The sequence below is a fragment of the Pantoea sp. Taur genome (genome assembly GCF_009830025.1).
Classification (GTDB): domain Bacteria; phylum Pseudomonadota; class Gammaproteobacteria; order Enterobacterales; family Enterobacteriaceae; genus Pantoea; species Pantoea communis.
Map to the genome: position 1 here is coordinate 1 of NZ_SZZZ01000033.1, position 25370 is coordinate 25370.

29 protein-coding genes and 1 pseudogene are annotated in these 25370 nt (G+C 53.4%); 15 read left to right on the forward strand and 15 right to left on the reverse strand.

Annotation, left to right across the window (positions count from 1 at the left end; translation table 11 throughout):
* A pseudogene (locus FD744_RS25725) lies at positions 1-271 on the forward strand (IS4 family transposase); the annotation flags it as partial.
* 46 nt (positions 272-317) lie between these two features.
* Here the strand turns inward: FD744_RS25725 and cfa are convergent.
* Together cfa and punC are read right to left on the reverse strand one after the other, a co-directional pair.
* The gene (gene cfa, locus FD744_RS24115) at positions 318-1466 is read right to left on the reverse strand and encodes a cyclopropane fatty acyl phospholipid synthase (RefSeq protein ID WP_034821653.1); all 1149 of its coding nucleotides are present in this window, start codon (positions 1464-1466) and stop codon (positions 318-320) included.
* 309 nt (positions 1467-1775) lie between these two features.
* Complete coding sequence (gene punC, locus FD744_RS24120) at positions 1776-2978, reverse strand: purine nucleoside transporter PunC (protein ID WP_160869812.1); 1203 nt, start codon at positions 2976-2978, stop codon at positions 1776-1778.
* A gap of 108 nt (positions 2979-3086) precedes the next feature.
* Here punC and punR point away from each other — a divergent pair, with 108 nt between their 5' ends.
* Positions 3087-3998 carry a DNA-binding transcriptional activator PunR gene (gene punR, locus FD744_RS24125; RefSeq protein ID WP_160834600.1) on the forward strand — a complete coding sequence of 304 codons (912 nt, stop codon included), beginning with the start codon at positions 3087-3089 and terminating at the stop codon, positions 3996-3998.
* Here the strand turns inward: punR and purR are convergent.
* Positions 3995-5020 (reverse strand): HTH-type transcriptional repressor PurR, encoded by a 1026-nt coding sequence (gene purR, locus FD744_RS24130; protein ID WP_034821643.1) that lies wholly within the window; start codon positions 5018-5020, stop codon positions 3995-3997. The two genes, punR and purR, sit on opposite strands and share 4 nt — an antisense overlap.
* 276 nt (positions 5021-5296) lie before the next feature.
* Here purR and FD744_RS24135 point away from each other — a divergent pair, with 276 nt between their 5' ends.
* Positions 5297-5386, forward strand: a complete 90-nt coding sequence (locus tag FD744_RS24135) for a YnhF family membrane protein (RefSeq protein WP_097119278.1) — start codon at positions 5297-5299, stop codon at positions 5384-5386.
* An 85-nt stretch (positions 5387-5471) separates the two neighbouring features.
* Here the strand turns inward: FD744_RS24135 and FD744_RS24140 are convergent, their stop codons facing one another.
* Complete coding sequence (locus FD744_RS24140; RefSeq protein WP_160869814.1) at positions 5472-6257, reverse strand: C40 family peptidase; 786 nt, start codon at positions 6255-6257, stop codon at positions 5472-5474.
* A gap of 364 nt (positions 6258-6621) precedes the next feature.
* Between FD744_RS24140 and FD744_RS24145 the strand changes: the two genes are divergently transcribed.
* Entirely contained in the window at positions 6622-6957 is a 336-nt protein-coding gene (locus FD744_RS24145) for a Grx4 family monothiol glutaredoxin (protein ID WP_176505800.1), read from the forward strand.
* 98 nt (positions 6958-7055) lie between these two features.
* Here the strand turns inward: FD744_RS24145 and rnt are convergent, their stop codons facing one another.
* The 5 genes from rnt to eptA form a co-directional block, all read right to left on the reverse strand.
* On the reverse strand, positions 7056-7724 hold the full coding sequence (rnt, locus tag FD744_RS24150; RefSeq protein ID WP_045813980.1) for a ribonuclease T: 669 nt from the start codon (positions 7722-7724) through the stop codon (positions 7056-7058).
* A gap of 108 nt (positions 7725-7832) precedes the next feature.
* Positions 7833-8240 carry a lactoylglutathione lyase gene (gene gloA, locus FD744_RS24155; RefSeq protein WP_034821634.1) on the reverse strand — a complete coding sequence of 136 codons (408 nt, stop codon included), beginning with the start codon at positions 8238-8240 and terminating at the stop codon, positions 7833-7835.
* A 109-nt stretch (positions 8241-8349) separates the two neighbouring features.
* Complete coding sequence (locus FD744_RS24160) at positions 8350-9447, reverse strand: alkene reductase (RefSeq protein ID WP_058959756.1); 1098 nt, start codon at positions 9445-9447, stop codon at positions 8350-8352.
* Between the two features lie 50 nt (positions 9448-9497).
* Positions 9498-10094 (reverse strand): TetR/AcrR family transcriptional regulator, encoded by a 597-nt coding sequence (locus FD744_RS24165; protein WP_160869816.1) that lies wholly within the window; start codon positions 10092-10094, stop codon positions 9498-9500.
* A gap of 39 nt (positions 10095-10133) precedes the next feature.
* A complete protein-coding gene (eptA, locus tag FD744_RS24170; protein ID WP_160869818.1) occupies positions 10134-11771 on the reverse strand; it encodes a phosphoethanolamine transferase EptA in 1638 nt (545 codons plus the stop codon).
* A gap of 227 nt (positions 11772-11998) precedes the next feature.
* Between eptA and FD744_RS24175 the strand changes: the two genes are divergently transcribed.
* From FD744_RS24175 to FD744_RS24190, 4 genes are all read left to right on the forward strand, one after another.
* Positions 11999-12238 (forward strand): DUF1289 domain-containing protein, encoded by a 240-nt coding sequence (locus tag FD744_RS24175; RefSeq protein WP_034821614.1) that lies wholly within the window; start codon positions 11999-12001, stop codon positions 12236-12238.
* Between the two features lie 72 nt (positions 12239-12310).
* Positions 12311-13207, forward strand: a complete 897-nt coding sequence (locus FD744_RS24180) for an aldo/keto reductase family oxidoreductase (RefSeq protein WP_160869820.1) — start codon at positions 12311-12313, stop codon at positions 13205-13207.
* Positions 13208-13288: 81 nt separating this feature from the next.
* Positions 13289-13807: a superoxide dismutase family protein gene (gene sodC, locus FD744_RS24185; RefSeq protein ID WP_160869822.1), complete on the forward strand. Its 519-nt coding sequence runs from the start codon at positions 13289-13291 to the stop codon at positions 13805-13807.
* Between the two features lie 134 nt (positions 13808-13941).
* On the forward strand, positions 13942-14409 hold the full coding sequence (locus FD744_RS24190) for a hypothetical protein (RefSeq protein ID WP_034821596.1): 468 nt from the start codon (positions 13942-13944) through the stop codon (positions 14407-14409).
* Here the strand turns inward: FD744_RS24190 and FD744_RS24195 are convergent, their stop codons facing one another.
* The 3 genes from FD744_RS24195 to FD744_RS24205 are packed head-to-tail and all read right to left on the reverse strand — an operon-like array spanning position 14410 to position 17518.
* Positions 14410-16410 carry an FUSC family protein gene (locus FD744_RS24195; protein ID WP_160869824.1) on the reverse strand — a complete coding sequence of 667 codons (2001 nt, stop codon included), beginning with the start codon at positions 16408-16410 and terminating at the stop codon, positions 14410-14412.
* A gap of 7 nt (positions 16411-16417) precedes the next feature.
* On the reverse strand, positions 16418-17275 hold the full coding sequence (locus FD744_RS24200; protein ID WP_058959762.1) for an HlyD family secretion protein: 858 nt from the start codon (positions 17273-17275) through the stop codon (positions 16418-16420).
* A 6-nt stretch (positions 17276-17281) separates the two neighbouring features.
* Entirely contained in the window at positions 17282-17518 is a 237-nt protein-coding gene (locus tag FD744_RS24205) for a DUF1656 domain-containing protein (protein ID WP_038647264.1), read from the reverse strand.
* 152 nt (positions 17519-17670) lie between these two features.
* On the opposite strand from FD744_RS24205, the gene slyA reads away from it, so the two are divergent.
* Complete coding sequence (gene slyA / locus FD744_RS24210; protein WP_034821588.1) at positions 17671-18108, forward strand: transcriptional regulator SlyA; 438 nt, start codon at positions 17671-17673, stop codon at positions 18106-18108.
* A gap of 41 nt (positions 18109-18149) precedes the next feature.
* On the opposite strand, the gene slyB is transcribed toward slyA, so the two are convergent.
* A complete protein-coding gene (gene slyB / locus FD744_RS24215) occupies positions 18150-18617 on the reverse strand; it encodes an outer membrane lipoprotein SlyB (protein WP_034821586.1) in 468 nt (155 codons plus the stop codon).
* Positions 18618-18902: 285 nt separating this feature from the next.
* Between slyB and anmK the strand changes: the two genes are divergently transcribed.
* The 5 genes from anmK to pdxY all read left to right on the forward strand — a co-directional run bounded on the left by anmK (position 18903) and on the right by pdxY (position 23364).
* Complete coding sequence (gene anmK, locus FD744_RS24220) at positions 18903-20024, forward strand: anhydro-N-acetylmuramic acid kinase (RefSeq protein WP_097119284.1); 1122 nt, start codon at positions 18903-18905, stop codon at positions 20022-20024.
* 10 nt (positions 20025-20034) lie between these two features.
* Complete coding sequence (locus tag FD744_RS24225; protein ID WP_160869826.1) at positions 20035-20364, forward strand: MliC family protein; 330 nt, start codon at positions 20035-20037, stop codon at positions 20362-20364.
* Positions 20365-20378: 14 nt separating this feature from the next.
* On the forward strand, positions 20379-21035 hold the full coding sequence (gene pdxH, locus FD744_RS24230; protein ID WP_045834198.1) for a pyridoxamine 5'-phosphate oxidase: 657 nt from the start codon (positions 20379-20381) through the stop codon (positions 21033-21035).
* A gap of 139 nt (positions 21036-21174) precedes the next feature.
* Positions 21175-22449, forward strand: coding sequence for a tyrosine--tRNA ligase (gene tyrS / locus FD744_RS24235; protein ID WP_160869828.1), 1275 nt, complete (start codon positions 21175-21177; stop codon positions 22447-22449).
* Positions 22450-22503: 54 nt separating this feature from the next.
* Entirely contained in the window at positions 22504-23364 is an 861-nt protein-coding gene (pdxY, locus tag FD744_RS24240) for a pyridoxal kinase PdxY (protein ID WP_045813989.1), read from the forward strand.
* Positions 23365-23445: 81 nt separating this feature from the next.
* On the opposite strand, the gene gstA is transcribed toward pdxY, so the two are convergent.
* Positions 23446-24051, reverse strand: coding sequence for a glutathione transferase GstA (gene gstA / locus FD744_RS24245; RefSeq protein WP_202403713.1), 606 nt, complete (start codon positions 24049-24051; stop codon positions 23446-23448).
* Between the two features lie 74 nt (positions 24052-24125).
* Positions 24126-25034 (reverse strand): LysR family transcriptional regulator, encoded by a 909-nt coding sequence (locus tag FD744_RS24250; RefSeq protein WP_160869830.1) that lies wholly within the window; start codon positions 25032-25034, stop codon positions 24126-24128.
* A gap of 216 nt (positions 25035-25250) precedes the next feature.
* Here FD744_RS24250 and FD744_RS25730 point away from each other — a divergent pair.
* Positions 25251-25370 (forward strand): hypothetical protein (locus tag FD744_RS25730; protein ID WP_237449367.1); only part of this gene is annotated, 120 nt, incomplete at its 3' end.

The window sequence follows — 25370 nt, forward strand, 5'->3', positions numbered from 1 at the left end:
TAACCTTCTGAGGTTCATGATGGCGCAGATGGCGTACAGCCTGAAAGGCGTGGAACCTTATCAGATGAGTTTTAAGCAGTCCGCACTGTATCTGAGAAGTCATCTGAGCCTGCTACCGGGCATCTCACCGGGAAAAATACCGCGGATAATGGAAGAGATAATGGCGATGGCTCCAGGGCTGGTGCTGCCGGAAAGAAGAGTGCGGCATTACCCAAGGGCGGTAAAAAAGAGGCCACAACGTTATCCGTTGCGGCCTCCATTAAGATCTTAACTGACAAGCATTACGCCGCGGCGCCTTTTTAAATTCTTATCCTTGATTACCGTGCAACGCGTAAACCACCTTCTTTACCGCGACTGAATACCACCTGCCACAATTGGATGTCACGCGCGCGGAAAGCGCCGGCGCAAGCATTGAGATAATAACTAAACATCCGTTTGAAGCGATCGCCGTATTTTTCTTCCAGTTGCGGCCAGGTCTTCTGGAATCGTTCATGCCATGCCATCAGGGTGGTGTCATAATCCGCACCAAAATTATGCCAGTCTTCCATAATAAAATGCTTCTCGCTGGCATCAGCAATTTGACGCACAGACGGTAAACACCCGTTGGGGAAGATATATTTATCAATCCATGGATCCACATTCATATCGGTGGTGATGGCACCAATGGTGTGCAGTAAAAATATGCCGTCTGGTTTGAGATTGCGATCGGCAACGTCAAAATAAGTGGCATAGTTTTTCGGCCCCACGTGTTCGAACATGCCGACGGATACAATGCGATCGAACTGCAAATTCAAATCACGGTAATCCTGCAGCAAAATGGTCACGTCCAGCCCTTCACAGCGCTGCTGGGCTAACTTCTGTTGCTCAGCCGAGATGGTGACGCCATGCACTTTGACGCCATAATTGCGCGCGGCAAATTCAGCCAGTCCGCCCCAGCCGCAGCCGATATCCAGCAACGTCATGCCGGGTTCAAGCTGCAATTTGCGGCAGATCATATCCAGCTTGGCATACTGAGCCTGTTCCAGTGTTTCAGCGTCTTTCCAGTAACCGCAGGAGTACTGCATAAAGGGATCGAGCATCAGTGAAAAAAGATCGTTACCGAGATCGTAATGTTCTTTCCCGACAATCCAGGCGCGTTTCTTAGACTGTAAATTGGTTAAACGCGCGGCCGCAATACGCAAGGTATCTTTAAAATGACGCGGGAGTTGTTTATCCAGATGTTGTTGCAGAACGCGATGGAAAAAGACATCCAATTGTTCGCAATCCCACCAGCCATCCATATAACTTTCACCCAGACCTAGCGATCCTTCCTGCAAAACACGTTTAAAAAAATCCGGATGCTTGACCTGAATATCCCAGGGGCGTGTGCCATTGACTGCAACATCAGCGCGTTCCAGTAATTCGTTGACGATGCGAAACCAGTGGTTTTCTTCAAGGCTCACTTCTTCTATACACGATGAACTCATAGCTTCTCCATCACCCTTCCGATTTGAACCTGTGGAAATAATAGTCAATTTCCTAAGGCCTGTGAGAGAACTCACGGAAAATCCGTGCGCCAGATATCCGACGTTTTACAGAGGTATGAATCTGAATAGAAATGTCTGGCACCAATCAAGAGAGGAAGATCGTGCAGACGCCATCCCAGCGACAGGGTCGCTTAAAATTAATGCAATTATGTTATTGATTTGTTGCAGAAATGCTGACCCACTGAGTATATGCTCACGTGGGTCAATATTCAACGGGTTATCGTTAGTTTGCTAACGATAATCGTTGCATCAGTGATTATCTTCGCAGGGACGGGAGGTGTGAGCAATATCACTTTGTGCGTTTAAGCTGCGTTGCCAGATGAAGCCAGCCCAGGCCAGCACCACAGTGGCGACCATCACCAGTGTGGTGTTATAGAGCGCCTGTTGTAATCCGGCAGAGACCAACAGGCTGGCGATAAAGCACAAACCCAGTTGCAGCAGATTTTGCAAACCTGCGGCTTTGCCCGTGGCGTGCGGAAAAGGCGCTAATGCGCTGGAAACCACAATCGGGTAAATGGCGCCATTGGCCAGTGCCATGCCACAGAAAGGCAGCAGCAGAGCAATCAACGAAGGCGCAGGCAGCATCGCGACGACAAACAGACTTAATATGCTCAGGCTGTAAAGCACCAACAGCCACGACAGCAGTTGCGATCCTTGAAATCGGCTCAGCATCGCGCGGCAACCAAAGCCACCAATCAAAAACGCGATGGTTTGCGGAATATAGCTCAGACCAATATCGGCGGGAGTTAAACCCGCAGACGCCAGGATAAACGGCGAACCGGTTAGCCAGGCAAAGAAACTGGCAGAACAGGCAGAGTAGATCAGCACGTTGCCGCTGTAGACACGTGTGGAGAGCAGATTCAGCCAGCCGGGTTGCGGAGCATTATCTGCTTTGGCTTTTTTAGGCGCAGCAAGCTGCAGCGTGCCGATGACCAGCAGCACGGCAATGATCGTCAGCACGACAAAGATACTGCGCCAGTGGAAATGGCCCATCAGCCATGCACCTAACAAAGGTGCCAGCGCAGGAGAAAGGGCAACCAGTGGCATTATGGTAGCAAAAACTTTATTGGCCTGGGCTTTGGGGTAGCGATCGACCACCAGTGCCTGCCAGCTGACCGCGGCGGCGCACACGCCAACCGCCTGCACAAAGCGCAGTGCCAGCATCATATTGACGTCCGTCACCCATAACATCCCCAGGCAACCCAGGGCAAAAATCGTCAAACCTGCCAATAAAATGGGTTTACGTCCAAAGCGATCTGACAACGGTCCCCAGAATACCTGGGCGCAGGCAAAACCACCGAGAAATAGACTGAGGCTGGCGCTGATGGTGCCCGGCGCGGTGGCGAAGTCACGCTGCATATCGCCAAAAGCAGGCAGATACATATCCGTAGCGAGGAAGCCGAGCATGCTGAGCACGGCAAGATAGGGCATAAATCCTTTTGACGACAACATAGTAATTCTCATTGGCAGATTGAACGTCGGGGAGTGTAAAAGAGTGCGTCATTCTTTGTGAAACGCTAAAATTTGCGCAGTGCTGTTAAAATTTTTGAAGGCAAAAGTATGTGGTCTGAGTATGCGCTGGAAGTAGTGGACGCCGTCGCGCGCAATGGCAGTTTCAGCGCAGCGGCGCAGGAATTACATCGCGTGCCCTCTGCCGTCAGCTATACGGTGCGTCAGCTGGAAACCTGGCTGGCCGTGCCGTTGTTTGAGCGTCAGCACCGTGAGGTGGTGTTAACCCCTGCAGGCGAGCATTTTGTGCGTGAAGGGCGATCTGTTATCAAAAAAATGCTGGCAACCCGCAGGCAATGCCAGCAACTGGCGAATGGCTGGCGCGGACAGCTCAGTATTGCCGTGGATTGCATTGTAAAACCCCAGCGTACCCGACAACTGGTAAAGGATTTTTACCGTCATTTCCCGGATATGGAATTGATCATCAGCTACGAGGTATTTAACGGTGTATGGGATGCCTTAGCGGACGGGCGGGTCGATGTGGCGATTGGCGCCACCCAGGCGATCCCGGTGGGTGGACGTTTTGCCTTTCAGGATATGGGTGCCCTCAACTGGCGTTGTGTGGTCAGTCCCGACCATCCTCTGGCCGCGAGTACCGACCTCAATGAAGAAGTGTTGCGTGCCTGGCCATCGCTGGTGCTGGAAGATACGTCCCGCGCATTACCGAGACGCATGACCTGGACGCTGGATAATCAGCGACGTCTGGTGGTGCCAGAGTGGGAAACAGGGATGGATTGTTTGCAGGCGGGATTGTGCGTGGGCATGGTGCCAGGCCACCTGGCGCGGCCATTATTGGATAAGGGTGCGTTGGTCGAGCTATCACTGCCGCAGCCGTTTCCGGAAAGTCCCTGCTGCGTCAGTTGGTCAGAACAGCGTGCGTCACCCGCGCTGGAGTGGTTACTCGTCTATCTTGGCGATGCTGAAACGCTGAACCACGAGTGGCTCAGCGAAAATCAGCTTTAACGGCGGTAATCACGGAACGGGCCGTCCGCCACGGAGCGCCGCTCAATCAGTGTAGGCTGGACCTCAATGGTTTGCGGCTCTTCGCGTTTGCTGGTGATGCGATCCAGCAGCATTTCCAGCGCTTTTTTGCCCAACTCCGCTTTCGGCTGGTGAACTGTGGTGAGCGCAGGGGTGAAGTAGCGCGCGTTGCGCACGTTATCATAGCCAATCACGGAGATGTCCTGCGGCACGCGCAGTCCCATCTCATCGGCGGCACAGATCGCGCCCATCGCCATGATATCGCCCCCGCAGAACACGGCGGTCGGACGCTGTTTCTGATTAAGGATCTGCTGCATCGCCTGATAACCCGATTCTGGCTCGAAGTCGCCCTGAACAACCCATTCAGGCCGCACGGTCACACCGCCTTCGCTCATCGCCTGCAGGAAGCCCGCATGGCGCCCGCCGCCGGTGTTGCGCTCCATTTGACCCGGAATCGCACCGATATCTCGGTGACCGCGCTCGATAAGGTAGCGTCCGGCCAGGTAACCCCCCTGGAAGGCGTTATCCTGTACGGTATCGGTGAAGTCGCCGCGAGATGCGCCCCAGTCCATCACGACCATCGGAATGTTGCGGTTGTCTTCCAGCATCTGCAGCAAATCGTCAGGATACTCGGAGCACATGACTAACAGACCATCCACACGCTTTTGCGCCATCATCGACAGGTAAGCGCGCTGCTTTTGCAAATCGTTATGTGCGTTGCCCAGAATCAAGGTATAGCCGCGTTCGAAACAGTGGTTCTCAACCGCTTCGATAATTTCGGCAAAGTAGGGCGCTTCGCTGGAAGTGGCTAACAGTCCCAGCGTTTTGGTGTGATTCACCTTCAAACTACGCGCAACGGCGCTCGGCGAATAGTGCAGCTCTTTAATCGCTTCCCATACGGCGTTACGCGTTTCCTCTGCAACAAAACGCGTTTTGTTGATGACATGCGAAACGGTGGTGGTAGATACACCCGCGCGTTTCGCTACATCTTTAATTGTTGCCATGAAAAAGGTACTCCCCGGCTTATCGCAACTTACTGATAAGTATATTGTTAAACGTTTGCGTCTGCGAAGGGTTTTATGCCCTAAAAGGGGGGGGGCAAATCTGCCGTTTCAGGCAGGGAAAATCACTTCAGCAGGCTGTAAATACAGCATGCGCAAAATCAGTTGCGCAACGAAAGGCGGCGATTCTAGCAAGCCAGCGCGGATAAGACGAGATTTTTGCCCACCGCTGTGCGAAAATTGTTTTAACCCTAATAAATGTGTGACTAAGGAGTAGTGATGAGTACAGATTTAAAGCTGGCGCTAATGACCACGGTTGGCGCACTGTTGATGATTATTGCGTTTAGCTTCACCGCCATTCTTCATTAATTCAAAGCGCATCAATAAAAAAAGCCGGCACTGATTAAGCGTCCGGCTTTTTTTGTGGCGAGAGCCCCAGGATGTTGCGCAACAATTAGCGAATAGTTTTTGGAGTCATCATACGGCGCGCACCGACATAGTGTTTCTGCCAGTAGTCTTCGCCCAATGCGCTAATCTGAATGTCTTTACCGGTGCGGGGTGACTGAATGAATTTACCGTTGCCGAGGTAAACACCCACATGATCGGCAGTCCCGCGATTATTGATGCGGAAGAATACCAAATCCCCTTTCTCCAGCATCTCACGCTTAATGGGCGCGGCATCGTGCAGGTGATACATCTCATTCGCCGTGCGTGGGAATTTGTATTTGACGAGATCTTTATAGGCATACCAGACCAAACCACTGCAATCGAAACCGGTATGGGGTGAGGTGCCACCCCACTGGTAAGGCTTGCCCAGTTGCCCCATCAACTTCGTCATCGCGGTTTCGCGTGCCTTTTGGTAGCGCAGGCGGTGGGATTTGCTCATCTTGATGCCAGTGAGTCCCTGAACTTCATCGTCCACATCAGGGGACTTTTTCGCGAGGCGTTGATGGCCATACTTTTTCAATGGCGACTTCAGCAGGGATTTTTTGCGGCTGGATTTATTTGAGGCGGTTTCGGTTTTACTCTGCTTTTTCAGCTTGAGCTTCTGCACGGTGGTCAGGCGAGACTTTTTAGCCGTTGTTTTAACCGGGCGTCGCTTGCGGCGCTCATCTTCACGCGCACTTTTTTTCTCAGCATTATGCAAACTGGCATTAATCGGGGCATGCTGAGAAGCAGAAGCCACGTTAAAGAACAGTTGGGCAAAAGCCAGTATGAAAAGCGTAATCAGTAAACGCATAGTCCGGTTACAGGTTAAGCAGTCTGGCTAAAAGCAGGCTGCGGCAGAGTAAGAGAAATCTGATCAACGATCAGCGCCGAAGCAATTCTAATCCACTTTTTTTCCAAAAGGTAAGGCCTTTTTCTATTAATCTGTTACCAGGCAGATAATGTCGCTAAATTGAGCGATTTCAGCTGTTTAACGCAGCGAAATTATTGCTAATTATTAATTTGTTCATGCTTATTAATGATAGGAAAATGTTATCTGTACACTCAGCACTTAACAAACATGGCGATCAGCCGGTCGGTAACGCAAAATCCCGTTTTCAGTGCGGGGCTGAAGTCGCTACAATAAACAAACACGAAGTGAAGGATTAAGGAAGGCAATAATGAGTACTGTTGAAAAAATTCAGCGCCAGATCGCAGAAAACCCGATTCTGTTATACATGAAAGGTTCCCCGAAACTGCCAAGCTGCGGTTTCTCTGCACAGGCTGTGCAGGCGCTTTCTGCCTGTGGTGAGCGCTTCGCGTATGTGGATATTCTGCAAAACCCGGATATCCGTGCAGAATTGCCAAAATACGCCAACTGGCCGACTTTCCCGCAATTGTGGGTGGATGGCGAGCTGGTCGGCGGTTGCGACATTATCGTTGAGATGTTCCAGCGTGGCGAATTGCAGCCGCTGGTGAAAGAAACTGCTGAGAAGTATAAAGAAGCGGAATAATTGCGAAGGCCGACACATGTCGGCCTTTTCTTTGCGTACTCATCCTGAAATCAGCCAATCAGCCAATCAGCCAATCAGCCAATCAGCCAATCAGGCAATCAGGCAGAGGCATCGTCTTCAGTCTGTTCTTCACTGAAAGCCAGTGGCCAGCCCCCCAAACGTTTCCAGCGATTCACCAACTCACAGAACAGCGTGGCCGTTTGCTCGGTGTCGTACAGCGCGGAGTGCGCCTGCGTGCTATCAAACTCCATCCCCGCCGCTTTGCAGGCTTTTGCCAATACCGTCTGTCCCAACACCAAACCGCTCAGTGCCGCGGTATCAAAGGTCGCAAACGGATGGAAGGGATTACGCTTCAGGCTGGCGCGTTCGGCGGCGGCCATCACAAAGTTCAAATCGAAAGTTGCATTGTGCGCCACGATAATGGCGCGATTACAGCCATGATCTTTGGTGCCTTTGCGCACCATCTTGAAGATAGCATGCAGCGCTTCGTATTCGCTCACCGCGCCGCGTAAAGGGTTGGAGGGATCGATACCGGTAAACGCCAGCGCCGCAGGATTCAGGATCGCGCCTTCGAACGGCTCAACGTGAAAGTGCAGGGTTTCATCACGGTGTAACCAACCGTCCTCATCCATCTTGAGCGTGGTGGCCGCAATTTCCAGCAGCGCATCGGTTTGCGCGTTAAAGCCGGCGGTTTCGACGTCAATAACCACAGGATAAAAACCACGGAAGCGTTGATGAAGAGCGTTTAAGGCGTTCGATTCAGACATCAGGATCTCATAGCAAGAAATGGGGCAGCGCGCATTATGGCAAAAATTACAGGAGGGTGCAGCAGGAGAGGGAAGTCAGCCTGCAAATTAGCAGACTGACTAACGGCATCAGTGACCGAGGCCGTGACCAGCATGTTTGTTTTCGATCAGCTCGATTTTGTAGCCATCGGGATCTTCAACAAAGGCAATAATGGTGGTGCCGCCTTTTACCGGACCGGCTTCACGCGTCACGTTGCCACCGACACTGCGGATGCGCTCGCAGGTCTCAGCGACGTTATCGACGCCCAGCGCGATATGACCATAAGCATTACCGAGGTCGTACTTGTCCACGCCCCAGTTGTAGGTCAGTTCGATCACCGCGCCTTCACTCTCTTCGGTGTAACCCACGAAAGCCAGGGTGTATTTGTATTCGGTGTTTTCGCTCTGACGCAGTACGCGCATGCCCAGCACACGGGTATAAAAATCGATAGAACGTTGCAGATCGCCAACGCGTAACATGGTGTGAAGTAAACGCATAACATCCTCTTTTGAAAAGTCATCAGGGAATGACAAAGACTAGCAAGTATAGCCAGTTAATGCCCTGAAGAAACAGCACTGCCGCACATCCGGTGCGGCAGCTTGATTCTTACAGGCTTGGGTAATCCGTATAGCCTTCAGCGCCGCCGCCGTAGAAGCTTTCCGGACGCTGTGGATTCAGTGGTGCGTCTTGCTGCAGACGCTCAACCAGATCCGGGTTAGCAATAAAGTCGCGACCAAAGGCCACGGCATCAATCAAGCCACGTGCAATCAGGTCGTCAGCTTTCTCAACGCTGTAAGCACCCGCACCGATGATTACGCCTGGGAACAGCGCACGCACTTTTGCACGGAAAGCATCGCTGTAAGGCTGGCCACCGGCCCAGTCTGGTTCAGACAGGTGCAGATACGCGAGACCACGCTGGCCCAGCTCGGAGATGTACCACAGCGCGGCAGCTTCTTCATCGGCTCCATTTTCCAGATTCTGGAAGGCTCCGATTGGCGAGATACGAATGCCGATACGATCGGCAGACCAGTTAGCAATCGCCGCATCCACCACTTCCAGCGCGAATCGACCGCGTTTCTCAATCGAGCCACCGTATTCATCGGTGCGCTGGTTGGAACCCGGCGCCAGGAACTGGTGCATCAGGTAGCCGTGAGCAGAATGCAGCTCCAGCAGGTCGAAATCAGCTTCACGAGCGTTTGCCGCCGCCTGACCGAAATCTTTTACGATCTGCTGAATTTCCGCCACGCTCAATTCACGCGGCAGGGAGGTATCTTCACGGTAAACGGTGCCATCTTCAGCACGCAGTGAGGTACGCGTGCCCGCAGCCAGAGCTGAAGGTGCAACAGGCGCTTTGCCTTCCGGCTGAACGCTGTTATGCGAGATACGGCCGGTGTGCCACAGTTGCACCGCGCTGTGACCTTTCGCCGCATGAATGCTTTCGTTGATCACTTTCCACGCGGCAATTTGCTGCTGAGTATGCAAACCCGGTGCACCAGCATAACCTTTCGCCTGGAAAGAGATCTGCGTTGCTTCAGTAATGATCAGACCGGCGCTGGCGCGCTGCTGATAATATTCCGCCATCAGCGGAGTCGGGATATCGCCCGGCTCAATGCTGCGCAGACGCGTCAGCGGTGCCATAAATACACGGTTAGGTACGGTAATCGCGCCCACTTTGAGTGGGGAGAACAGCTGTTTACTCGCCATGATGACTCCTATAAGTAGACCGGTCGTCTAGAAACTGCGGTTTTTAAAAATCAGTGGCCATTCAGCCACTGTTCAATGGTTTCAAGTGCCAGGGTAATCGGGCCTGACTCTCGCGAAATTTTGCTTTGCAAACTGGCGCCTAACCACAACAGGTAACAGCGCTGTGCCAGTTGCTCGGGCGTTTGTCCATAAGGCAGCGGCTGTTCAGCGGCGACTTCGCTCAAACAGCGGGCATAAGTCGCGATCATGGCGCTGGCACCATGCTGCAAGGCATCACGCATCGGTTCTGATAAATCGCAGACTTCCGCCGATAACTTCACACCCAAACAGCCCACGATATGGCCTTGCTCGATAAACAGCGTGGCGCCATAGCGGAAGTGGGCCAGCAAACGTTCCCGCGCTGACAAGCCCGGCTGATTTAACTGCTGATCGACCTGCTGCAGGTAGTTAACGAAATAGCGTTCCAGCAACGCCACGCCAAAAGCTTCTTTGGAGCGGAAGTAGTGGTAAAACGATCCTTTTGGCACTTCCGCCAGCGCCAGCATTTCGCTCAGGCCCATGCCGATAAAACCGCGTTGCAGACAAACCTGCTCGCCAGTAGCGAGCAGATGTTCACGGGTTTCGTTGCGTTGCACAGTCTTGTTCATGGGCCACACAGTATTAGACCAGTCGGTCTAATGCAAACCTTATCCGGCATTTTGGCACGATCTGATCATGTCCAGTTGCGGTTGGTACTCTTGCGTTTGGATGTTGAACATGCCCAAAACCGTATGGAAAAGATTGTCTTGCGACACTTTCTCACTCGCGGCCTGCTGGCGTAAACAGGTCTCGTTAATGTGGAACGCCGACGCATAGCCTGGTGACATCCACATCAACAGTGGGATATGTGTCTGCTGTGAGGGCGCAAACATATAAGGCGCACCGTGCAGATACATACCGTGTTCACCCAGTGATTCACCGTGATCTGAGAGATAGACCAGCGCTACGTTGAAGCGATCGCTCAAAGCTTTGAGTTTATCAATGGTGCGGCTCACCACATCGTCGGTGTACAACAGAGAGTTATCATAGGTATTCACCAACGCCTGATGATCGCAATCCTGAATCTGGTTGCTATCGCAGGTTGGCGTGAAGCGACGGAATTCCGCCGGATAACGCTGATAATAGGCCGGACCGTGGCTGCCCATTTGATGTAACACGATAATCCCGTCATTGTGCAGACTGTCCACATAGTGATCAAAACGATGTAGCAGAACATCATCGAGACAGAAACCATCGTGGCAATATTGCGATAAATTCCACTGTGTCATATCGGTGTGCGGCACGCGATCGCAGGCCCCTTTACAGCCGCCATCGTTTTCGCGCCACAACACACTGACCCCGGCGTGGGCGAGAATATCTAACACGCCTTCCTGATGATGCGCCAGGTTGGCGTCGTAATGTTCTCGCGGCATGTTGGAGAACATGCAGGGCACTGAAATGGCGGTCTCCGTGCCACAAGAACTGGCGTCGGGATAGTAGATGACCTGCTGTTTTTTCAGTTCAGGATTGGTTTCACGCGCATAGCCGCCAAGAGAGAAGTTCTCAGCACGTCCGGTTTCGCCGACCACTAATACCACCAGCGTTTTCTTCGGTTCCGCGGCGATCAGCGGGCCTTTTTTGGCATCCTGGCCAATTTTGACCAGCGCCTGGCTGCCTTGCAGATAACGCTGATCAACGTAATGACCGGTGCCGCTGACAATATTGGCCGGGGTGATCATCTTCACCAGCCCTTTATTGTTGCGAATCAGCGAAGCGTAATCTTTGTAGAACAGCACCGCCATCAGCAGAATCAGCAAAATCGCACCCAGCGCCCCGGCCAGGCGTTGCAGCAGGCTCCACCACCAGCGTTGGCCCGTTTTAATGCGCACCATGCAGATGGCGGCGACGGGCACCAACCCCATCAAAATCATCCACACCACATAACCACTGCTGATCAGTGCTCCAGCTTCCTGAGCATCTGACTCAAACACGTTTTCGATCATGTTGGTGTCGATCACCGTACCGAAGCTGTGCATAAAGTAGTTAGCGGCGGCGCTGGCCAGCACCAACAGAATAAGCAGCGGCTTGCGAACATAGGGCCATGCCAGCAACGAGAAAATCAGATAGAACGCAGAGGCCAGCACCACCGGAATGCTGGCAGCAAACAGGTAATCGTGAAGGCGATCGTAAGGGATAATTTCCCACGCGCGCAGTAGAAACAGGGCGTTGAGCACGAGGGTAAAAAACAGGGCGGCAATCAGATTAAAACTGCTGGCATGGCACTGTAACTTGTTCGGGAATTTCATGAAAACTCAGTAGCAGGATGGAATGTGACAATCGTATGAATTCAATATGAGGAAAACCTTAACGCTTATTAAACAGTACCCAACCAAAGGTTTTTGCGCTGAGAACAATGGTAAATATCCATTTCCGTGGTGATGGCTGGATGAAATCTGGGCGAACTACGTATACGCTTTGCACATTGTCACTAAGCTGTTATCAATATAAAGCTTATTGTTAAACCGGAGTGGATGTGGCCGAGCAATTAGAGTTCTTTCCTGTTCCCAGCCCGTGTCGCGGCATCTGTCAGAGTGATGCTCGCGGCTATTGTCGCGGCTGTCTGCGTAGCCGTGAGGAACGCTTTAACTGGATGAAGTTTACCGATGCGCAAAAACGTGATGTGTTGCGGTTATGTCGTCAACGTTGGCTGCGCCTGCATCGACAACAAAAAGTCGATGAGAATCATGATCCGGAACAACCCTCACTGTTTTAAGAAAACGATGATTTGCCTTTCCGTTATACTCCCAGCTTCGCTTTCCGCTTTCGCGTTCAAGGGAGTTTACCGATGTTACAACCGCAAACTATCGCCCCGCAGGGACCTCAATTCTCACCGCTGATCGTTGGCTACTGGCGCCTGCTGGAGTGGGGCATGACGCCGCAGCAGTTAGTGGCTTTTATCGAGCATCATCTGTCATTGGGCATCACCACTGTCGATCACGCCGATATTTATGGTAACTACGGTTGTGAAGCCGCTTTTGGCGAGGCGCTGCGTCTGGCGCCGGGGCTGCGTGAAAAACTGCAGATTGTCACCAAATGCGGCATTGCAACACGCGCCAAACCGGAACATAAAATTGGCCATTACATTACCGAGGCCAGTCACATCCTGCACAGTGCGGAAAATTCCCTGCGCTACTTCAACACCGATTATCTCGATCTGCTGCTGATTCATCGCCCGGATCCACTAATGGATGCAGATGAAATGGCCGAAGCCTTTATGGCACTGCATCAGAGCGGCAAAGTGCGTCACTTCGGTGTGTCGAACTTTACCGCTTCCCAGTTCACGCTGCTGCAATCTCGCCTGCCGTTTAGCCTGGTCACCAACCAACTGGAAATCTCTCCGCTGGAACAGTCAACGCTGCTCGATGGCACGCTCGACCAGTGTCAGCAGGTGCGCATCCGCCCGATGGCATGGTCCTGTTTAGGCGGTGGACGTCTGTTTAACGATGCGCATCATCAGCCGCTGCGTGATGAGCTTGAGCAGGTCAAACAGGAAATCGGCGCGAGCAGCATTGAACAGGTGGTGTATGCGTGGGTGATGAAATTGCCAAGCCGCCCACTGCCAATCATCGGATCCGGTAAAGCCACGCGCGTCAGCGAAGCGGCAGGCGCTTGCCAACTGACGCTCGATCGTCAGCAGTGGTTCCGCATTCGCAAAGCGGCACTCGGTTTTGATGTGCCCTGAAGCGTAAAACTACGTCAAATTACGGCAGCCTGGCCTATTCCGGTCCAGGCTTACAGGGCATTTCAACCGTAAGGAGACGTTATGAAAAAAATTCTCATCGCCACACTGGCGCTGGTCTGTGCTGCTGGCGCTCAGGCCGCCTCTGAAGAGGTGACATTGCATGAGGTCACCGCACAGGGTATCGGCGCCGCCATTGGCAAAGTCACCATCAGTGAAACGCCATATGGTTTGCAGTTCGCCCCCGCGCTAACCGGCCTGAAACCGGGCATTCACGGCTTCCACGTGCATGCCAAAGGCAGTTGTGAGCCTGGTCAATCGGATGGCAAAACTGTTGCGGCCGGCGCAGCGGGTGGACATCTGGATCCACAAAACACCGGCAAACATCTCGGGCCTTACGCAGAGGGTCACTTGGGCGATCTGCCTGCTCTGTATGTCACTGACGATGGCAAGGCCGATTACCCGGTGGTGGCGCCGCGTATAAAATCGCTGAGCGAAGTGAAAGGGAAGGCGTTAATGGTTCATGTGGGTGGCGATAATCATGCAGATCATCCGCAGCCGTTAGGGGGAGGCGGTGCCCGATTTGCCTGCGGTGTGATTTAAACTCTCAGGCGGCAGGCAATCTGCCGTCTGCATCTTTTCATTGCCGGAAAAATTCTGACCCACTTTCCCGCTACACTCCGCACGCTATCCGTCCTATGATGTTGATTCAGGAATAAAACCTCTCAGGGGCAGGAATGAAAACGCGTGGGATTTTGCTGTTATGTGTATTACTCGCGGGATGTGATCAACCTAACGAAACGCAGTTGAGGTTAGACACCAGCCGCCAGTTACAGCGCACCATTGATACCAACCCGCTGCGTGCAAGTTGTGAAGATATCGCTCGCGGACGGGAGTGGCTTACCCCGCACACGCTCGAACAGTTACAGGCACAGGGCTGTCAGAATGTGCTGCGTAGCGCCACCGAAACCAATTTCCTGCACACCGAGTTTTTTCACCGCACGTTAACCACGGTTTGCGGCTCAATCCGGGGGAAAAGTTTCACCGGCACGTTTCTCGATCGTCGCTTTATCTATTCGTATGAGGAGCGATACCTGGTGATTGAGCCGATGACCGAGCAAGACAAAACCCGTTTTGAAGGGCACAAAACCTTGCAGCAGTTGCAGGATGATTTTAACCGCCAGACCACACAATATTGCCAGTAATCAATCCGGCACCGCCTGACTTAACTGTGCTAACGAACAGCGCAGGCGCCATAAAATGCCCGCCAGCGTATTGGCTTCGCTATCAGGCTGCTGCTGCAGTTGCGCAATCATCCCTTCCAGCTCATCCAGCGTGGCCTGCAACGAAGTATGACGCACGCCGCGCAGGCTCATAATCCGTTGCAGACCCTGCAAACTGCTATCGCGCATTTGCGCCAGAGTGGCTGAGGCAGGCCGCCATTCGCGTAATTGCCAGACAATATGGGAACAGTTGAGCAGCACCACGCCCCAGCGCAGCAACCAGACACGCGCTTGTTCATCGCGGCTACTACTTAGCTGGCTGATGTGATGGTAGATCTGCGATTCAAAGTGGCTTTCGCTGAGACGTGGATGGCGTCGCAGCTGGTCAAGAAATGCATGGCGTAACGCGCGAATATGCCTGCGGCTACGGCGCGCATCGGAGCTGGGGCGCAGTACCTGAAAAGCCATCCATGCCAGCAGCACGCCACACACTTTGGCCAGATTATCGTTGAGAAAGCTTTGGTAATCCCAGTCTGGCGGGTTGGTGACGGCAATAAATGAACCCATAAAAACAATAAATTGTCCCCACATCCCCGCGCGTTTTTTCTGCTGCAGCTTAAACAGTTGCAAGGTGATCAGCAGCGGAAACAGCACCAGCAGAAATTGCCACAGGGCGCTGATTTGTACCATCAAACCGTATTGCAGCAGAAAACTAAACACCGACAGCCATATCAGGGTTTTCAGCAGCAGTGACACGCTGCCGCTGGGAGAGGGAGCGGAAGAGTAGAGTACGCAGGCAATCGCGGTCAGCGTCAGGGCTGCCGCACCCGCATCCCATTGTGTGCCAATCCAGAAAGCACAGCCCAGCATGATCACGCTAAAGGTGCGCAACGCACTCCAGCCGGCTTCAGCGCTGTCACTTTCACGTGCCAGAGAGGGCACTTTTGGCGGCTGAAAGCGCGTATCGGCGTCTGCGCGCTCAATCAAACGTATCCAGCGATTTACGTTGAGGTAAACCCAGCAGAAATAACGTAAACGTTGAACAAACGCGCGCTGACGATAATCGCCGGTGGCGTCCGGTGTCACACTGCGCAGTATGCGCGCCAGACGATACTTATCACACTGGGGCAATGCGAGTTCGTGTAACAACTGTTGAATGGCGGTGTAAAGTTCCGGTGGTGCATCCGGCCAATTCAGCAGCATGCGGCGCAGGCTGGAGAGAACGCTGGTCAGGCGCAACTGCTGGTGCAAAACATAGTTAAGCACGTTGTTCTGACGGCGATAGCGGTAATGGCTCCAGAAGGCCTGAATACGCAGCAAGTTCATAGTGAGAATCTGGCTGATGACATTCTCATGCGCGGTGCGCACGTTATCAGTACTGCTTTGTTGCAGCAGTAAAACCGCATGGTCGAGCAGACGGGCGTGCATCTGCCGCAACGAATTCATCAAGGTGTTGCCATCCGACGTGCTGGGCAAAACCATCATCATCAGTCCGGCACATAAAATGCCTGAAATCACCTCGCAAACGCGCGCCTGAGTGATAACCCACAATTGGGTCACATCGGTAATATTGACGCTGCTAAAGGCAATGATCGCTGCGGTGTACCCGGCCAGAGAGAATGCGTAGGCGACATTGTTTTGATAGTGGTTGGCGATCCAGGTACAAAACGCCAGCCAGCCGGCCATAAAAAAGGCAAATAGCCAGGGTTCGTTGAGCGTATGCCCGGCAATCAGCAGCGCGGCGGTGGCACCGAGCAGGCTGCCGACAATCCGCCCCAGACTTTTACTGATCGCACCGCCCACGGTGGGAAAACTCACCACGGCGGCGGAGGTCATCGCCCAATAGGGTTCATCCAGTTGCAGCGCATAGGCGATGGTGAGCGCCAGACACATCGCAATCGCATTACGCAAGGCATAGCGCCATTCGCCGCCGGTTGCTTTAATCCACGGCAGATTTTGCCAGGCCAGCCACTGCAGATTCATGACGGCCTCAATGTGCGATGGAAATCGTACAGGTGGTGCCCGCCACGAGCGGAACATCATCAGGGATCGCATCCAAACGAATGCGTACCGGCACACGCTGTGCCAAGCGCACCCAAGGCACGTTGGGTTTGATGTCTGGCACTAAACCGCCATCGGTTGAAACGCTTTGATCGTAAATAGCGCGCCCGATACTCTCCACTTTTCCCTGTAAGCGAGTGCCATTACTGTAGAGTACGATTTGCGCGTCGGCGCCGGGCTGAATGTGACGCAGTTTGGTCTCTTCGAAATAGCCCATCACATAATAGGAGTGGCTATCCACCAGGGCGAACAACGGTGTTCCGGCGGTGGCGTAGTTGCCGGGACGCAGCGTCAGGTTGCTGATCCAACCGTCGGTGGGCGCGGTAAGGGTGGTTTGTTGCAGATTCCAGCGCGCCTGATCCAGACTCGCCTGTGCCGCTTTAGCCGTTGCTGCGGCGGCGTTCGCTGTCAGTCGTGCGGCATCCATATCTTCTGCTGAGATCACATTACGTGGCAGGCTGGCACGGCGATTGGCTTCGTGTTGGGCTTTGGCCAAATCGGATTGCGCCTTCGCCAGTTGGGCATCCGCATTATCCAGCGCAATTTGCCAGGGCACGGGATCGATCTTTAAAAGGATGTCACCTTTATGCACAAACTGGTTGTCATGCACCTTGAGATCAATGATGCGGCCAGACACTTCCGGTGTGATATCCACCAGCTCAGCGCGCACTTTGCCATCACGTGTCCACGGTGACTGCATGTAGTAGTTCCACATCCACCAGCCGGCAATCAGGGCCAGGGCAAACACCACCAGTGTTGAAAAGTATTTAAAAGGGTTGAATTTCATGGTGATTTATCCGAGGCTCAGTATCCACAGTGCGCCAGTGACGCACAGAACAAACAGGGAAAGATCCATTAAGGTGGGATGCCAGATGTCGCCGGAGTACATCCAGCCGCGCAGCAACGGGTGAATCAGTAACCAGAAAAAGAAACCCAGCAGCACAGCTTTAAACAGCGGCGGAAAGAACAGCGAGGCACCAAATACCAGGTCGGTAAGCGGAGCGGTGGCGGAAAGTGCGGTAATGGACACGTGTCTTCATCCTTCATTGTCCCAGGTTCTCTCTCAAACTAGCGTAGAAGAGAGCGTGCCGTCTGGCCTGGGATTTGTAATTTGTCCTGTAAACTCGCAGAATAGTGTAAAATCTGGCTTGATAGCTAGCAAGCTAATTATAAGGAGATGAAATGGATACGCCCCTCGGTACAGACCTGTCTCGGCTGGTACGCATCTGGCGTGCCTTGATTGACCAGCGTTTGAAGCCGCTTGAGTTGACACAAACGCATTGGGTGACGTTACACAATATTCATCAACTTCCGCCAGAGCAGTCGCAGATCCAGCTGGCCAAAGCCATTGGTATTGAACAACCTTCGCTGGTGCGTACGTTGGATCAGTTGGAAGAGAAGGGACTCATTACGCGTGCCACCTGTGCTAACGACCGTCGTGCCAAACGCATTAAGTTGACGAAGCAGGCCGAGCCGATTATCGAGCAGGTTGAAAATGTGATTGATGCGACCCGCGATGACATCCTTTCGGGCATCAGCCTTGAAGAGATTAATCAAATGGTCACGCTGATTGCTCGACTGGAAAAAAACATTCTCGAGTTCCAAAACCGCGAGAAATAAAAAAACCGACGCGCTGGCGTCGGTTTTTTTTATCTGTTCGCTTAGCGTGGTGAAACGGTCACCTGGCTGCCATTCGACGCCATGACGACGCGCTGACCCACTGAGTAACGGGTTGCGGCCTGCTTCTGCACCACCATAATGGTGTTGCCGTCGTCTTTACGGATTTCCAGCTCAACACCGTCAGACTTGTTGACTGCACCCTGCACGCCCTGGCCTGCTACGCCGCCAAGTACCGCACCGCCTGCTGTGGCCAGGCTGCGACCGGTGCCACCACCAATGGTGTTACCGAGGAAACCACCCAGCACCGCACCACCAATCGCGCCAATCACGTTATTTTCATCGCCACCCTGGATTTTAACCGGGCGAACCGACACCAGAGTACCGTATGAGACACTTTGTACTTGTTTGGCTTCATTGGCGCTATACACATCACCGGAAAGGGTGTCATTGCTGACACAACCTGCCAGCGTCAGGCCGGTCAGTGCCACGGCTACAAAACGCTTAATCATCAGAAAGCTCCTTAATGCAAAAAAACGCCATGTTCTCGTCCTCTACAGCAAGAGTATAAGACAGAAAGCTGGCAATTGACTCTATGTCCAAATAATACGCGGCTGAGGCGAAGGATAGACCATTGCCCCTCAACAAAAATTCAATTTCGTGCTGAAAATATTTTATCGCTGAAATGCCGTGTGCGGTGCGGTTGAAAAGCGGAATTTTATCATAGAATTAGCCGCTGATATTTGCCAGGCTAAACAGAATCGAATTGAAGACTCGCGCGTGAGTAAGGAACCGCTATGAAATCAGGACGCTATATTGGTGTGATGTCCGGCACCAGCCTCGACGGTGTCGATGTGGTACTGGCGGTGATTGATAATCATATGGTCGCGCAGCAGGCCAGCTATTGTCACCCGATGCCGCAGGAGATTCGGCAACAGGTGCTGGCAATCTGTCAGGGGCAATCGCTGACGCTGTCGCAACTCGGCCAACTGGATACACGGCTGGGCAAGCTATTTGCCGAAGCGGTGTTAACGCTAATGCAGCAGCAATCGCTGGAAGCCAGCGACATCATGGCAATAGGTTGTCATGGTCAGACCGTGTGGCATGAGCCGCAGAGCGACACCCCGAATACGCTACAGATTGGGGACAGCAATCAAATCGCCGCCGCCACGGGAATTACCGTGGTGGCCGATTTTCGTCGTCGCGACATGGCCTTAGGCGGACAAGGCGCGCCACTGGTTCCCGCGTTCCATCAGGCGCTGCTGATGGACAGCGTTGAACGGCGCATGGTGCTCAACATTGGCGGTATTGCCAATCTGTCATTATTGATCCCCGGTCAGCCTGTGCGTGGCTTTGATACCGGGCCTGGCAATATGTTGATTGATGCCTGGATTTGGCGTCATAAGGGCGTGCCCTATGATAAGGATGCTAGCTGGGCGCGCAGTGGTCAGGTGGTGCCTGCACTGCTGGAGGAAATGCTCAACGACCCCTGGTTCGCGCTGCCACCACCGAAAAGTACCGGTCGTGAATACTTCAATCTCGGCTGGGTTGAACGTCAATTACAGCGTTTCCCGGCGCTGGCACCGCAGGATGTGCAGGCCACACTCAGCGAACTCACCGCATTGACCATTGCTCAACAAGTTCAGCTCAATGATGGCTGCGATCGCCTGCTGGTGTGTGGTGGCGGCAGTCGCAACCCATTGCTGATGGCGCGGCTGGCGGCCCATTTGCCGGGTACAGAAGTGGGGACGACGGATGACGCCGGGATCAGTGGTGATGATATGGAAGCGTTGGCCTTCGCCTGGCTAGCGTTTCGCACCTTGTCCGGTTTGCCAGGCAATTTGCCTGCCGTCACCGGTGCACGGGAAATGAGTGTATTGGGCGCCATTTATCCGGCGAATGCCAGATTGACACATTAAGGAGTGAAAGATGAAAAAAATCGTTATTCTGTTGAGCTGTGTCGTCGCGATGAGTGGCTGCGGCATGATGCACAAAGAGCAGCCGACACCACAGACATTGCGCTATCAGTGCGGCACGTTACCGTTAACGGTGACACTGGACAATCCGAAGCAGCAGGTGAGCTTTATTCTGGATGGTAAACCGCTCACCTTAACCCAAACCGTATCAGCTTCCGGCGCGCGCTACAGCGACGGCACTTATGTCTTCTGGTCGAAAGGCAATGGCGCTTTTGTTGAGCGTAATGACAAAATCGTGATTAATGACTGTGAATTGCAAAATGCGGATACGTCCGCCCAGTAACGAAGAGAATCAGCATGAGCGACAGTGACAGCTTGCAAAACATTGCCCATTTACGTCGTGAGTACACTCGCGGCGGGCTTAGACGTAACGATCTGCCAGACAATCCGCTGGCGTTGTTTGAACACTGGCTCAAGCAGGCGTGCGATGCCCAACTGCCCGATCCTACAGCAATGACCGTCGCCACCGTTGACAGCAGCGGCCAGCCTTATCAGCGTATTGTGTTGCTGAAGCATTACGATGAACAAGGCATGGTGTTTTACACCAATCTGGGCAGCCGCAAAGCGCTGCAGTTGGCGGACAATCCGCGCATCTCGCTGCATTTCCCATGGCACTTTCTTGAACGCCAGGTGATGGTATTAGGAGAAGTGGAAAAACTGTCGCCACTGGAAGTGCTGAAATACTTTAGCAGCCGCCCACGGGATAGCCAGATCGGTGCCTGGGTGTCGAAGCAATCAAGCCGTATTTCGGCGCGTGGTGTGCTGGAAGGCAAGTTCCTTGAACTTAAGCAAAAATTCCAGCAAGGCGAAGTGCCTTTACCCAGTTTCTGGGGCGGATATCGCGTCAAATTCCATACCGTGGAGTTCTGGCAGGGCGGCGAACATCGCCTGCACGACCGCTTCCTCTACCAACGTGAAGGCAACGGCTGGACGATTGACCGTTTAGCGCCGTAAAACTGCGTTTTATCCCCTATCAACGCTGGCGCAGTTGGCGTCAGCGCTTTATGCTATAGCCCTCATTTTTTTCGTATCCGCATCTCAGCGGAAAGCTGTGTACCAGCCTAGGTGCAGTCTGATCAATTTGGAGTCAGTGATGACCAGCAGTAACCTGATACAACAATTGCAAGAAAGGGGCTTAGTCGCCCAGGTAACGGACGAGGAAGCGTTAGCAGAGCGACTGGCGCAAGGGCCAATTGCACTCTATTGCGGCTTCGATCCGACCGCTGATAGCTTGCATTTGGGCCATCTGGTGCCGCTGCTCTGCCTGAAACGTTTTCAGGACGCCGGACACAAGCCGGTCGCGCTGGTGGGTGGTGCCACCGGTCTGATTGGCGATCCCAGCTTTAAAGCAGCAGAACGTAAACTTAACACCGCGGATACCGTGGGCGAATGGGTTGAAAAGATCCGCAACCAGGTGGCGCCATTCCTCAGCTTCGACTGCGGCGATAATAGTGCTATCGCAGCGAACAACTACGACTGGTTTGGCGGCATGAACGTGCTGACTTTCCTGCGTGACATCGGTAAGCACTTCTCGGTGAACCAGATGATCAACCGCGAAGCGGTGAAGCAGCGTCTGAACCGTGAAGATCAGGGGATTTCTTACACCGAGTTCTCCTACAACTTGCTGCAGGGTTACGACTTTGCGGAACTGAACAAGCGTCACGATGTGGTGCTGCAGATTGGCGGTTCTGACCAGTGGGGCAACATCACGTCAGGTATCGATCTGACGCGCCGTCTGCATCAGCAGCAGGCGTGGGGCTTGACCGTTCCGCTGATCACCAAATCCGATGGCACCAAATTCGGTAAAACCGAAGGTGGCGCAGTGTGGCTCGATGCGAAGAAAACCAGCCCATATAAGTTCTACCAGTTCTGGATTAACACTGCTGACTCAGACGTGTATCGCTTCCTGAAGTTCTTCACCTTTATGAGCATTGAAGAGATCAATGCGCTGGAAGAAGAAGACAAGAACAGCGGTAAAGCGCCACGCGCCCAATACGTGCTGGCAGAGCAGGTAACACGTCTGGTGCACGGCGAAGCGGGTCTGACGGCGGCAAAACGTATTACCGACAGCCTGTTCTCAGGCAGCCTGACCGAGATGACCGAAGCGGACTTCGAACAGCTGGCGCAAGACGGTATGCCGGTGATCAATCTGAATGCAGAAGATGACCTGCAACAGGCGCTGGTGGCGGCTGAGCTGGTACCTTCGCGCGGTCAGGCTCGCACCATGATCGGTTCCAACGCCGTTTCTCTCAACGGTGAAAAACAATCTGACGCCGAGTATCGTTTCAGCGACAGCGACAAACTGTTTGGTCGCTTCACGCTGTTGCGTCGCGGTAAAAAACACTACTGCCTGATTAACTGGCAGTAAGGTTCGAGGGCCGGTTTCCGGCCCTTTTTTATGGCAAGGCAGTACAGGGCAATAATGAAAAATATCCTCGCAATCCAGTCTCATGTGGTTTACGGCCACGCCGGTAACAGCGCCGCCGAATTCCCCATGCGCCGTATGGGCGCAAACGTTTGGCCGTTAAACACCGTACAGTTCTCTAACCACACGCAATACGGTCACTGGACCGGCACTGTGATGCCCGCTACGCATCTCACCGACATCGTCAAAGGCATTGCAGCGATTGACCGTCTGAAGACCTGTGATGCGGTGCTGAGCGGCTATTTAGGGTCTGCAGAGCAGGGCGAGCAGATTCTGGAAATCGTGCGTCAGGTGAAAGCCGCTAACCCCAACGCCTGGTTCTTCTGCGATCCGGTGATGGGCCATCCCGAGAAGGGCTGCATTGTGGCGCCTGGCGTCGCGGAGTTCCATTGCAAGATGGCGATGCCAGCCAGCGATATCATCGCGCCGAACCTGCTGGAGCTGGAAATGCTCAGCGGCCACGAAGTGGCGAATGTTGAGCAGGCGGTAGTGGCGGCACGCGCGTTAGTGGCGCAGGGACCGAAAGTGGTGCTGGTGAAACATCTGGCGCGTGCCGGACGTCGCAGCGATCGCTTCGAGATGCTGCTGGTCACCGCTGACGAGTGCTGGCATATCAGCCGTCCGCTGGTGGATTTCGGGGTTCGTCAGCCGGTGGGCGTGGGCGATCTCACCAGTGGTTTGCTGCTGGTCGATCTGCTGCACGGCAAATCGTTACAGGATGCACTGGAACACGTTACTGCTGCAGTGTATGAAGTGATGCTGAAAACTCACGAGATGGGCGAGTACGAGTTGCAACTGGTGGCAGCGCAGGACGCGATTGCGCAACCGACTCAGCACTTTGCTGCTGAGAAGCTGTAACGGCTGCGAAATCTGCAGGTGACCACCCGGTAGCCTGCAGACAAGAGGCAAAACAGGCGCACAGGGTGCGCCTGAATCGGCTTAAACCAAACCTTCCGCTTTCAATGCTGCCTGCACCGCAGGGCGCTCCGCCACGCGATCAAACCAGGCTTCAAGCGCCGTTAACCCGCTCAAATCCAACTTGATGGCTTTTGCCCAACGCGTGACCACAAACAGGTAGACATCGGCCACGGTAAAACGCAGTCCCATCAGCCACTGCTTATCCTGCAGCGCTTCATTCACCGCCTGATATTTTTTCTCTAACTGCGCCCGTACAATCGCTTTGTACTCTTCCGGCGTGTCCGGACGGAACAGCGGCGAGAAGGTTTTATGCAGTTCACTGCTGACAAAGCTCAACCATTCAAGGGTGTGGTAGCGCGTCAGGCTGCCGGTCGGTGCCAGTAAATTGCGATCCGGCTTCAGATCCGCCAGATACTGCACAATGGCAACGCCTTCGGTTAACAAGCTGCCGTCATCAAACTGCAGCGCCGGAACCTGTCCTTTGGGGTTAATCTGCCAGTAATCTTCTCCCTGCTCGGTGACCTTTTTCTGCAGATCGACATTGACCTGGGTAAAGTCCAGCCCGCATTCACGCGCAACAATATGCGGTGACAACGAACAGGCACCGGGCTTGCAATAGAGTTTCATCATGGCTTCTCCTGGAAGTGTGGTTGTGATCGAATTAGCATAAATCTGCGAAAATTTTTTACCAGTGACCGCGATCAGGAATTACGGTCCGCTTTAAACTTTTCCTGCGTAAAACAAGGTAGCGCAGGCAATTGTTCCAGCGCATAGTCCCAGAACTGCCGCACCTTAGGCGTCATGTTTTTAACCCGCTGTGTGACCAGTTGTACCGGCAAGGGGGCAGGCTCCCACTCGGGTAATAAACGGATCAGTTTGCCATCACGAATATCATCCAGCACCTGGTACGACAGCAAACGTCCAATCCCCTGGCCGCCACGCAGCGTTTCCAGCTGGCTTTCAATATCGTTTACGCGCAGACGAGGCAAAATTCGCACGCGTAAATCCTGGGCAAAGCGCCATTCACGTGTGTGACGCAAACTGGTGATCACCGTATGTTGCTGCAGCTCTGCCGGATGGGCGGGAGCACCTGCAAGCCGAAGATATTCCGGGCTCGCCACTAACGTCGAACGCACGCTGCCTACTTTACGTGCCACCATTGAAGAATCCTGTAATTCGCCAATGCGCAGCGCGATATCCAACCCGTTCTCAATGAGATCCTGATAGCTGTCACTCAGCACCACTTCGATTTGCATCTCGGGATGTTGATGCAAGAATGCATTCACCAGCGGCATGATATGGCGGCGGCCGAAAGGCACGGGTGCGGTGATGCGCAGCAGCCCCTGCAGGCCACTGTGATGCGCGCTATCGAGCGCGTGCTGATAATCACCTAATATTTGCTGAGCCCGTTCGAACAGCTGCCAGCCCGCTTCTGTGGGTGCCAGTTGACGAGTGGTGCGTTCAATCAGGGTCGTGCCCAACCGGGACTCGAGGGCATTCAATGTGCGGGTAATAACTGGAGGGGAGCGCTGTAAAAAACGTGCAGCACTGGCCAGGCTGCCTTGCTGAATCACCGCGACAAATACCTGAAGTTCTTCAAATCTATCCATGATGATTCCAGCACGTTTAACAGGAAGCCGTCATCATGCGGGGAAGTGGATAAAAAGCGAAGCTTTGGCAGCAGGAAACGTTAAAGCGGTGGGAAGAAATGAGTAACAGGAAATAAAAAAGCCGGGCGTTTGCCCTAATGCCGATCAGTTAAGGATCAGTTGAACGATCCAGTGGCTGTGTAAGAATCCGGAAACGCTTCGTTTCCGGATTTTTTTATGCAGCTCAGTCAGGCCCTTGATATCGTCTCTCGTTACGATTCTCTTCGTAATCCTCTGAATACGCTCGCGGATGTTCTTGACCCTGCGCTCATCAGCCGCTGCCTTGAGGAAGCTGGC

Excerpts from the sequence above, each read along its gene's own strand:
- cfa (WP_034821653.1), bottom strand. The coding sequence starts at position 1,466 with ATGAGTTCATCGTGTATAGAAGAAGTGAGCCTTGAAGAAAACCACTGG.
- punC (WP_160869812.1), bottom strand. The coding sequence starts at position 2,978 with ATGTTGTCGTCAAAAGGATTTATGCCCTATCTTGCCGTGCTCAGCATG.
- punR (WP_160834600.1), top strand. The coding sequence starts at position 3,087 with ATGTGGTCTGAGTATGCGCTGGAAGTAGTGGACGCCGTCGCGCGCAAT.
- purR (WP_034821643.1), bottom strand. The coding sequence starts at position 5,020 with ATGGCAACAATTAAAGATGTAGCGAAACGCGCGGGTGTATCTACCACC.
- FD744_RS24135 (WP_097119278.1), top strand. The coding sequence starts at position 5,297 with ATGAGTACAGATTTAAAGCTGGCGCTAATGACCACGGTTGGCGCACTG.
- FD744_RS24140 (WP_160869814.1), bottom strand. The coding sequence starts at position 6,257 with ATGCGTTTACTGATTACGCTTTTCATACTGGCTTTTGCCCAACTGTTC.
- rnt (WP_045813980.1), bottom strand. The coding sequence starts at position 7,724 with ATGTCTGAATCGAACGCCTTAAACGCTCTTCATCAACGCTTCCGTGGT.
- gloA (WP_034821634.1), bottom strand. The coding sequence starts at position 8,240 with ATGCGTTTACTTCACACCATGTTACGCGTTGGCGATCTGCAACGTTCT.
- FD744_RS24160 (WP_058959756.1), bottom strand. The coding sequence starts at position 9,447 with ATGGCGAGTAAACAGCTGTTCTCCCCACTCAAAGTGGGCGCGATTACC.
- FD744_RS24165 (WP_160869816.1), bottom strand. The coding sequence starts at position 10,094 with ATGAACAAGACTGTGCAACGCAACGAAACCCGTGAACATCTGCTCGCT.
- eptA (WP_160869818.1), bottom strand. The coding sequence starts at position 11,771 with ATGAAATTCCCGAACAAGTTACAGTGCCATGCCAGCAGTTTTAATCTG.
- FD744_RS24180 (WP_160869820.1), top strand. The coding sequence starts at position 12,311 with ATGTTACAACCGCAAACTATCGCCCCGCAGGGACCTCAATTCTCACCG.
- sodC (WP_160869822.1), top strand. The coding sequence starts at position 13,289 with ATGAAAAAAATTCTCATCGCCACACTGGCGCTGGTCTGTGCTGCTGGC.
- FD744_RS24190 (WP_034821596.1), top strand. The coding sequence starts at position 13,942 with ATGAAAACGCGTGGGATTTTGCTGTTATGTGTATTACTCGCGGGATGT.
- FD744_RS24195 (WP_160869824.1), bottom strand. The coding sequence starts at position 16,410 with ATGAATCTGCAGTGGCTGGCCTGGCAAAATCTGCCGTGGATTAAAGCA.
- FD744_RS24200 (WP_058959762.1), bottom strand. The coding sequence starts at position 17,275 with ATGAAATTCAACCCTTTTAAATACTTTTCAACACTGGTGGTGTTTGCC.
- slyA (WP_034821588.1), top strand. The coding sequence starts at position 17,671 with ATGGATACGCCCCTCGGTACAGACCTGTCTCGGCTGGTACGCATCTGG.
- slyB (WP_034821586.1), bottom strand. The coding sequence starts at position 18,617 with ATGATTAAGCGTTTTGTAGCCGTGGCACTGACCGGCCTGACGCTGGCA.
- anmK (WP_097119284.1), top strand. The coding sequence starts at position 18,903 with ATGAAATCAGGACGCTATATTGGTGTGATGTCCGGCACCAGCCTCGAC.
- FD744_RS24225 (WP_160869826.1), top strand. The coding sequence starts at position 20,035 with ATGAAAAAAATCGTTATTCTGTTGAGCTGTGTCGTCGCGATGAGTGGC.
- pdxH (WP_045834198.1), top strand. The coding sequence starts at position 20,379 with ATGAGCGACAGTGACAGCTTGCAAAACATTGCCCATTTACGTCGTGAG.
- tyrS (WP_160869828.1), top strand. The coding sequence starts at position 21,175 with ATGACCAGCAGTAACCTGATACAACAATTGCAAGAAAGGGGCTTAGTC.
- pdxY (WP_045813989.1), top strand. The coding sequence starts at position 22,504 with ATGAAAAATATCCTCGCAATCCAGTCTCATGTGGTTTACGGCCACGCC.
- gstA (WP_202403713.1), bottom strand. The coding sequence starts at position 24,051 with ATGAAACTCTATTGCAAGCCCGGTGCCTGTTCGTTGTCACCGCATATT.
- FD744_RS24250 (WP_160869830.1), bottom strand. The coding sequence starts at position 25,034 with ATGGATAGATTTGAAGAACTTCAGGTATTTGTCGCGGTGATTCAGCAA.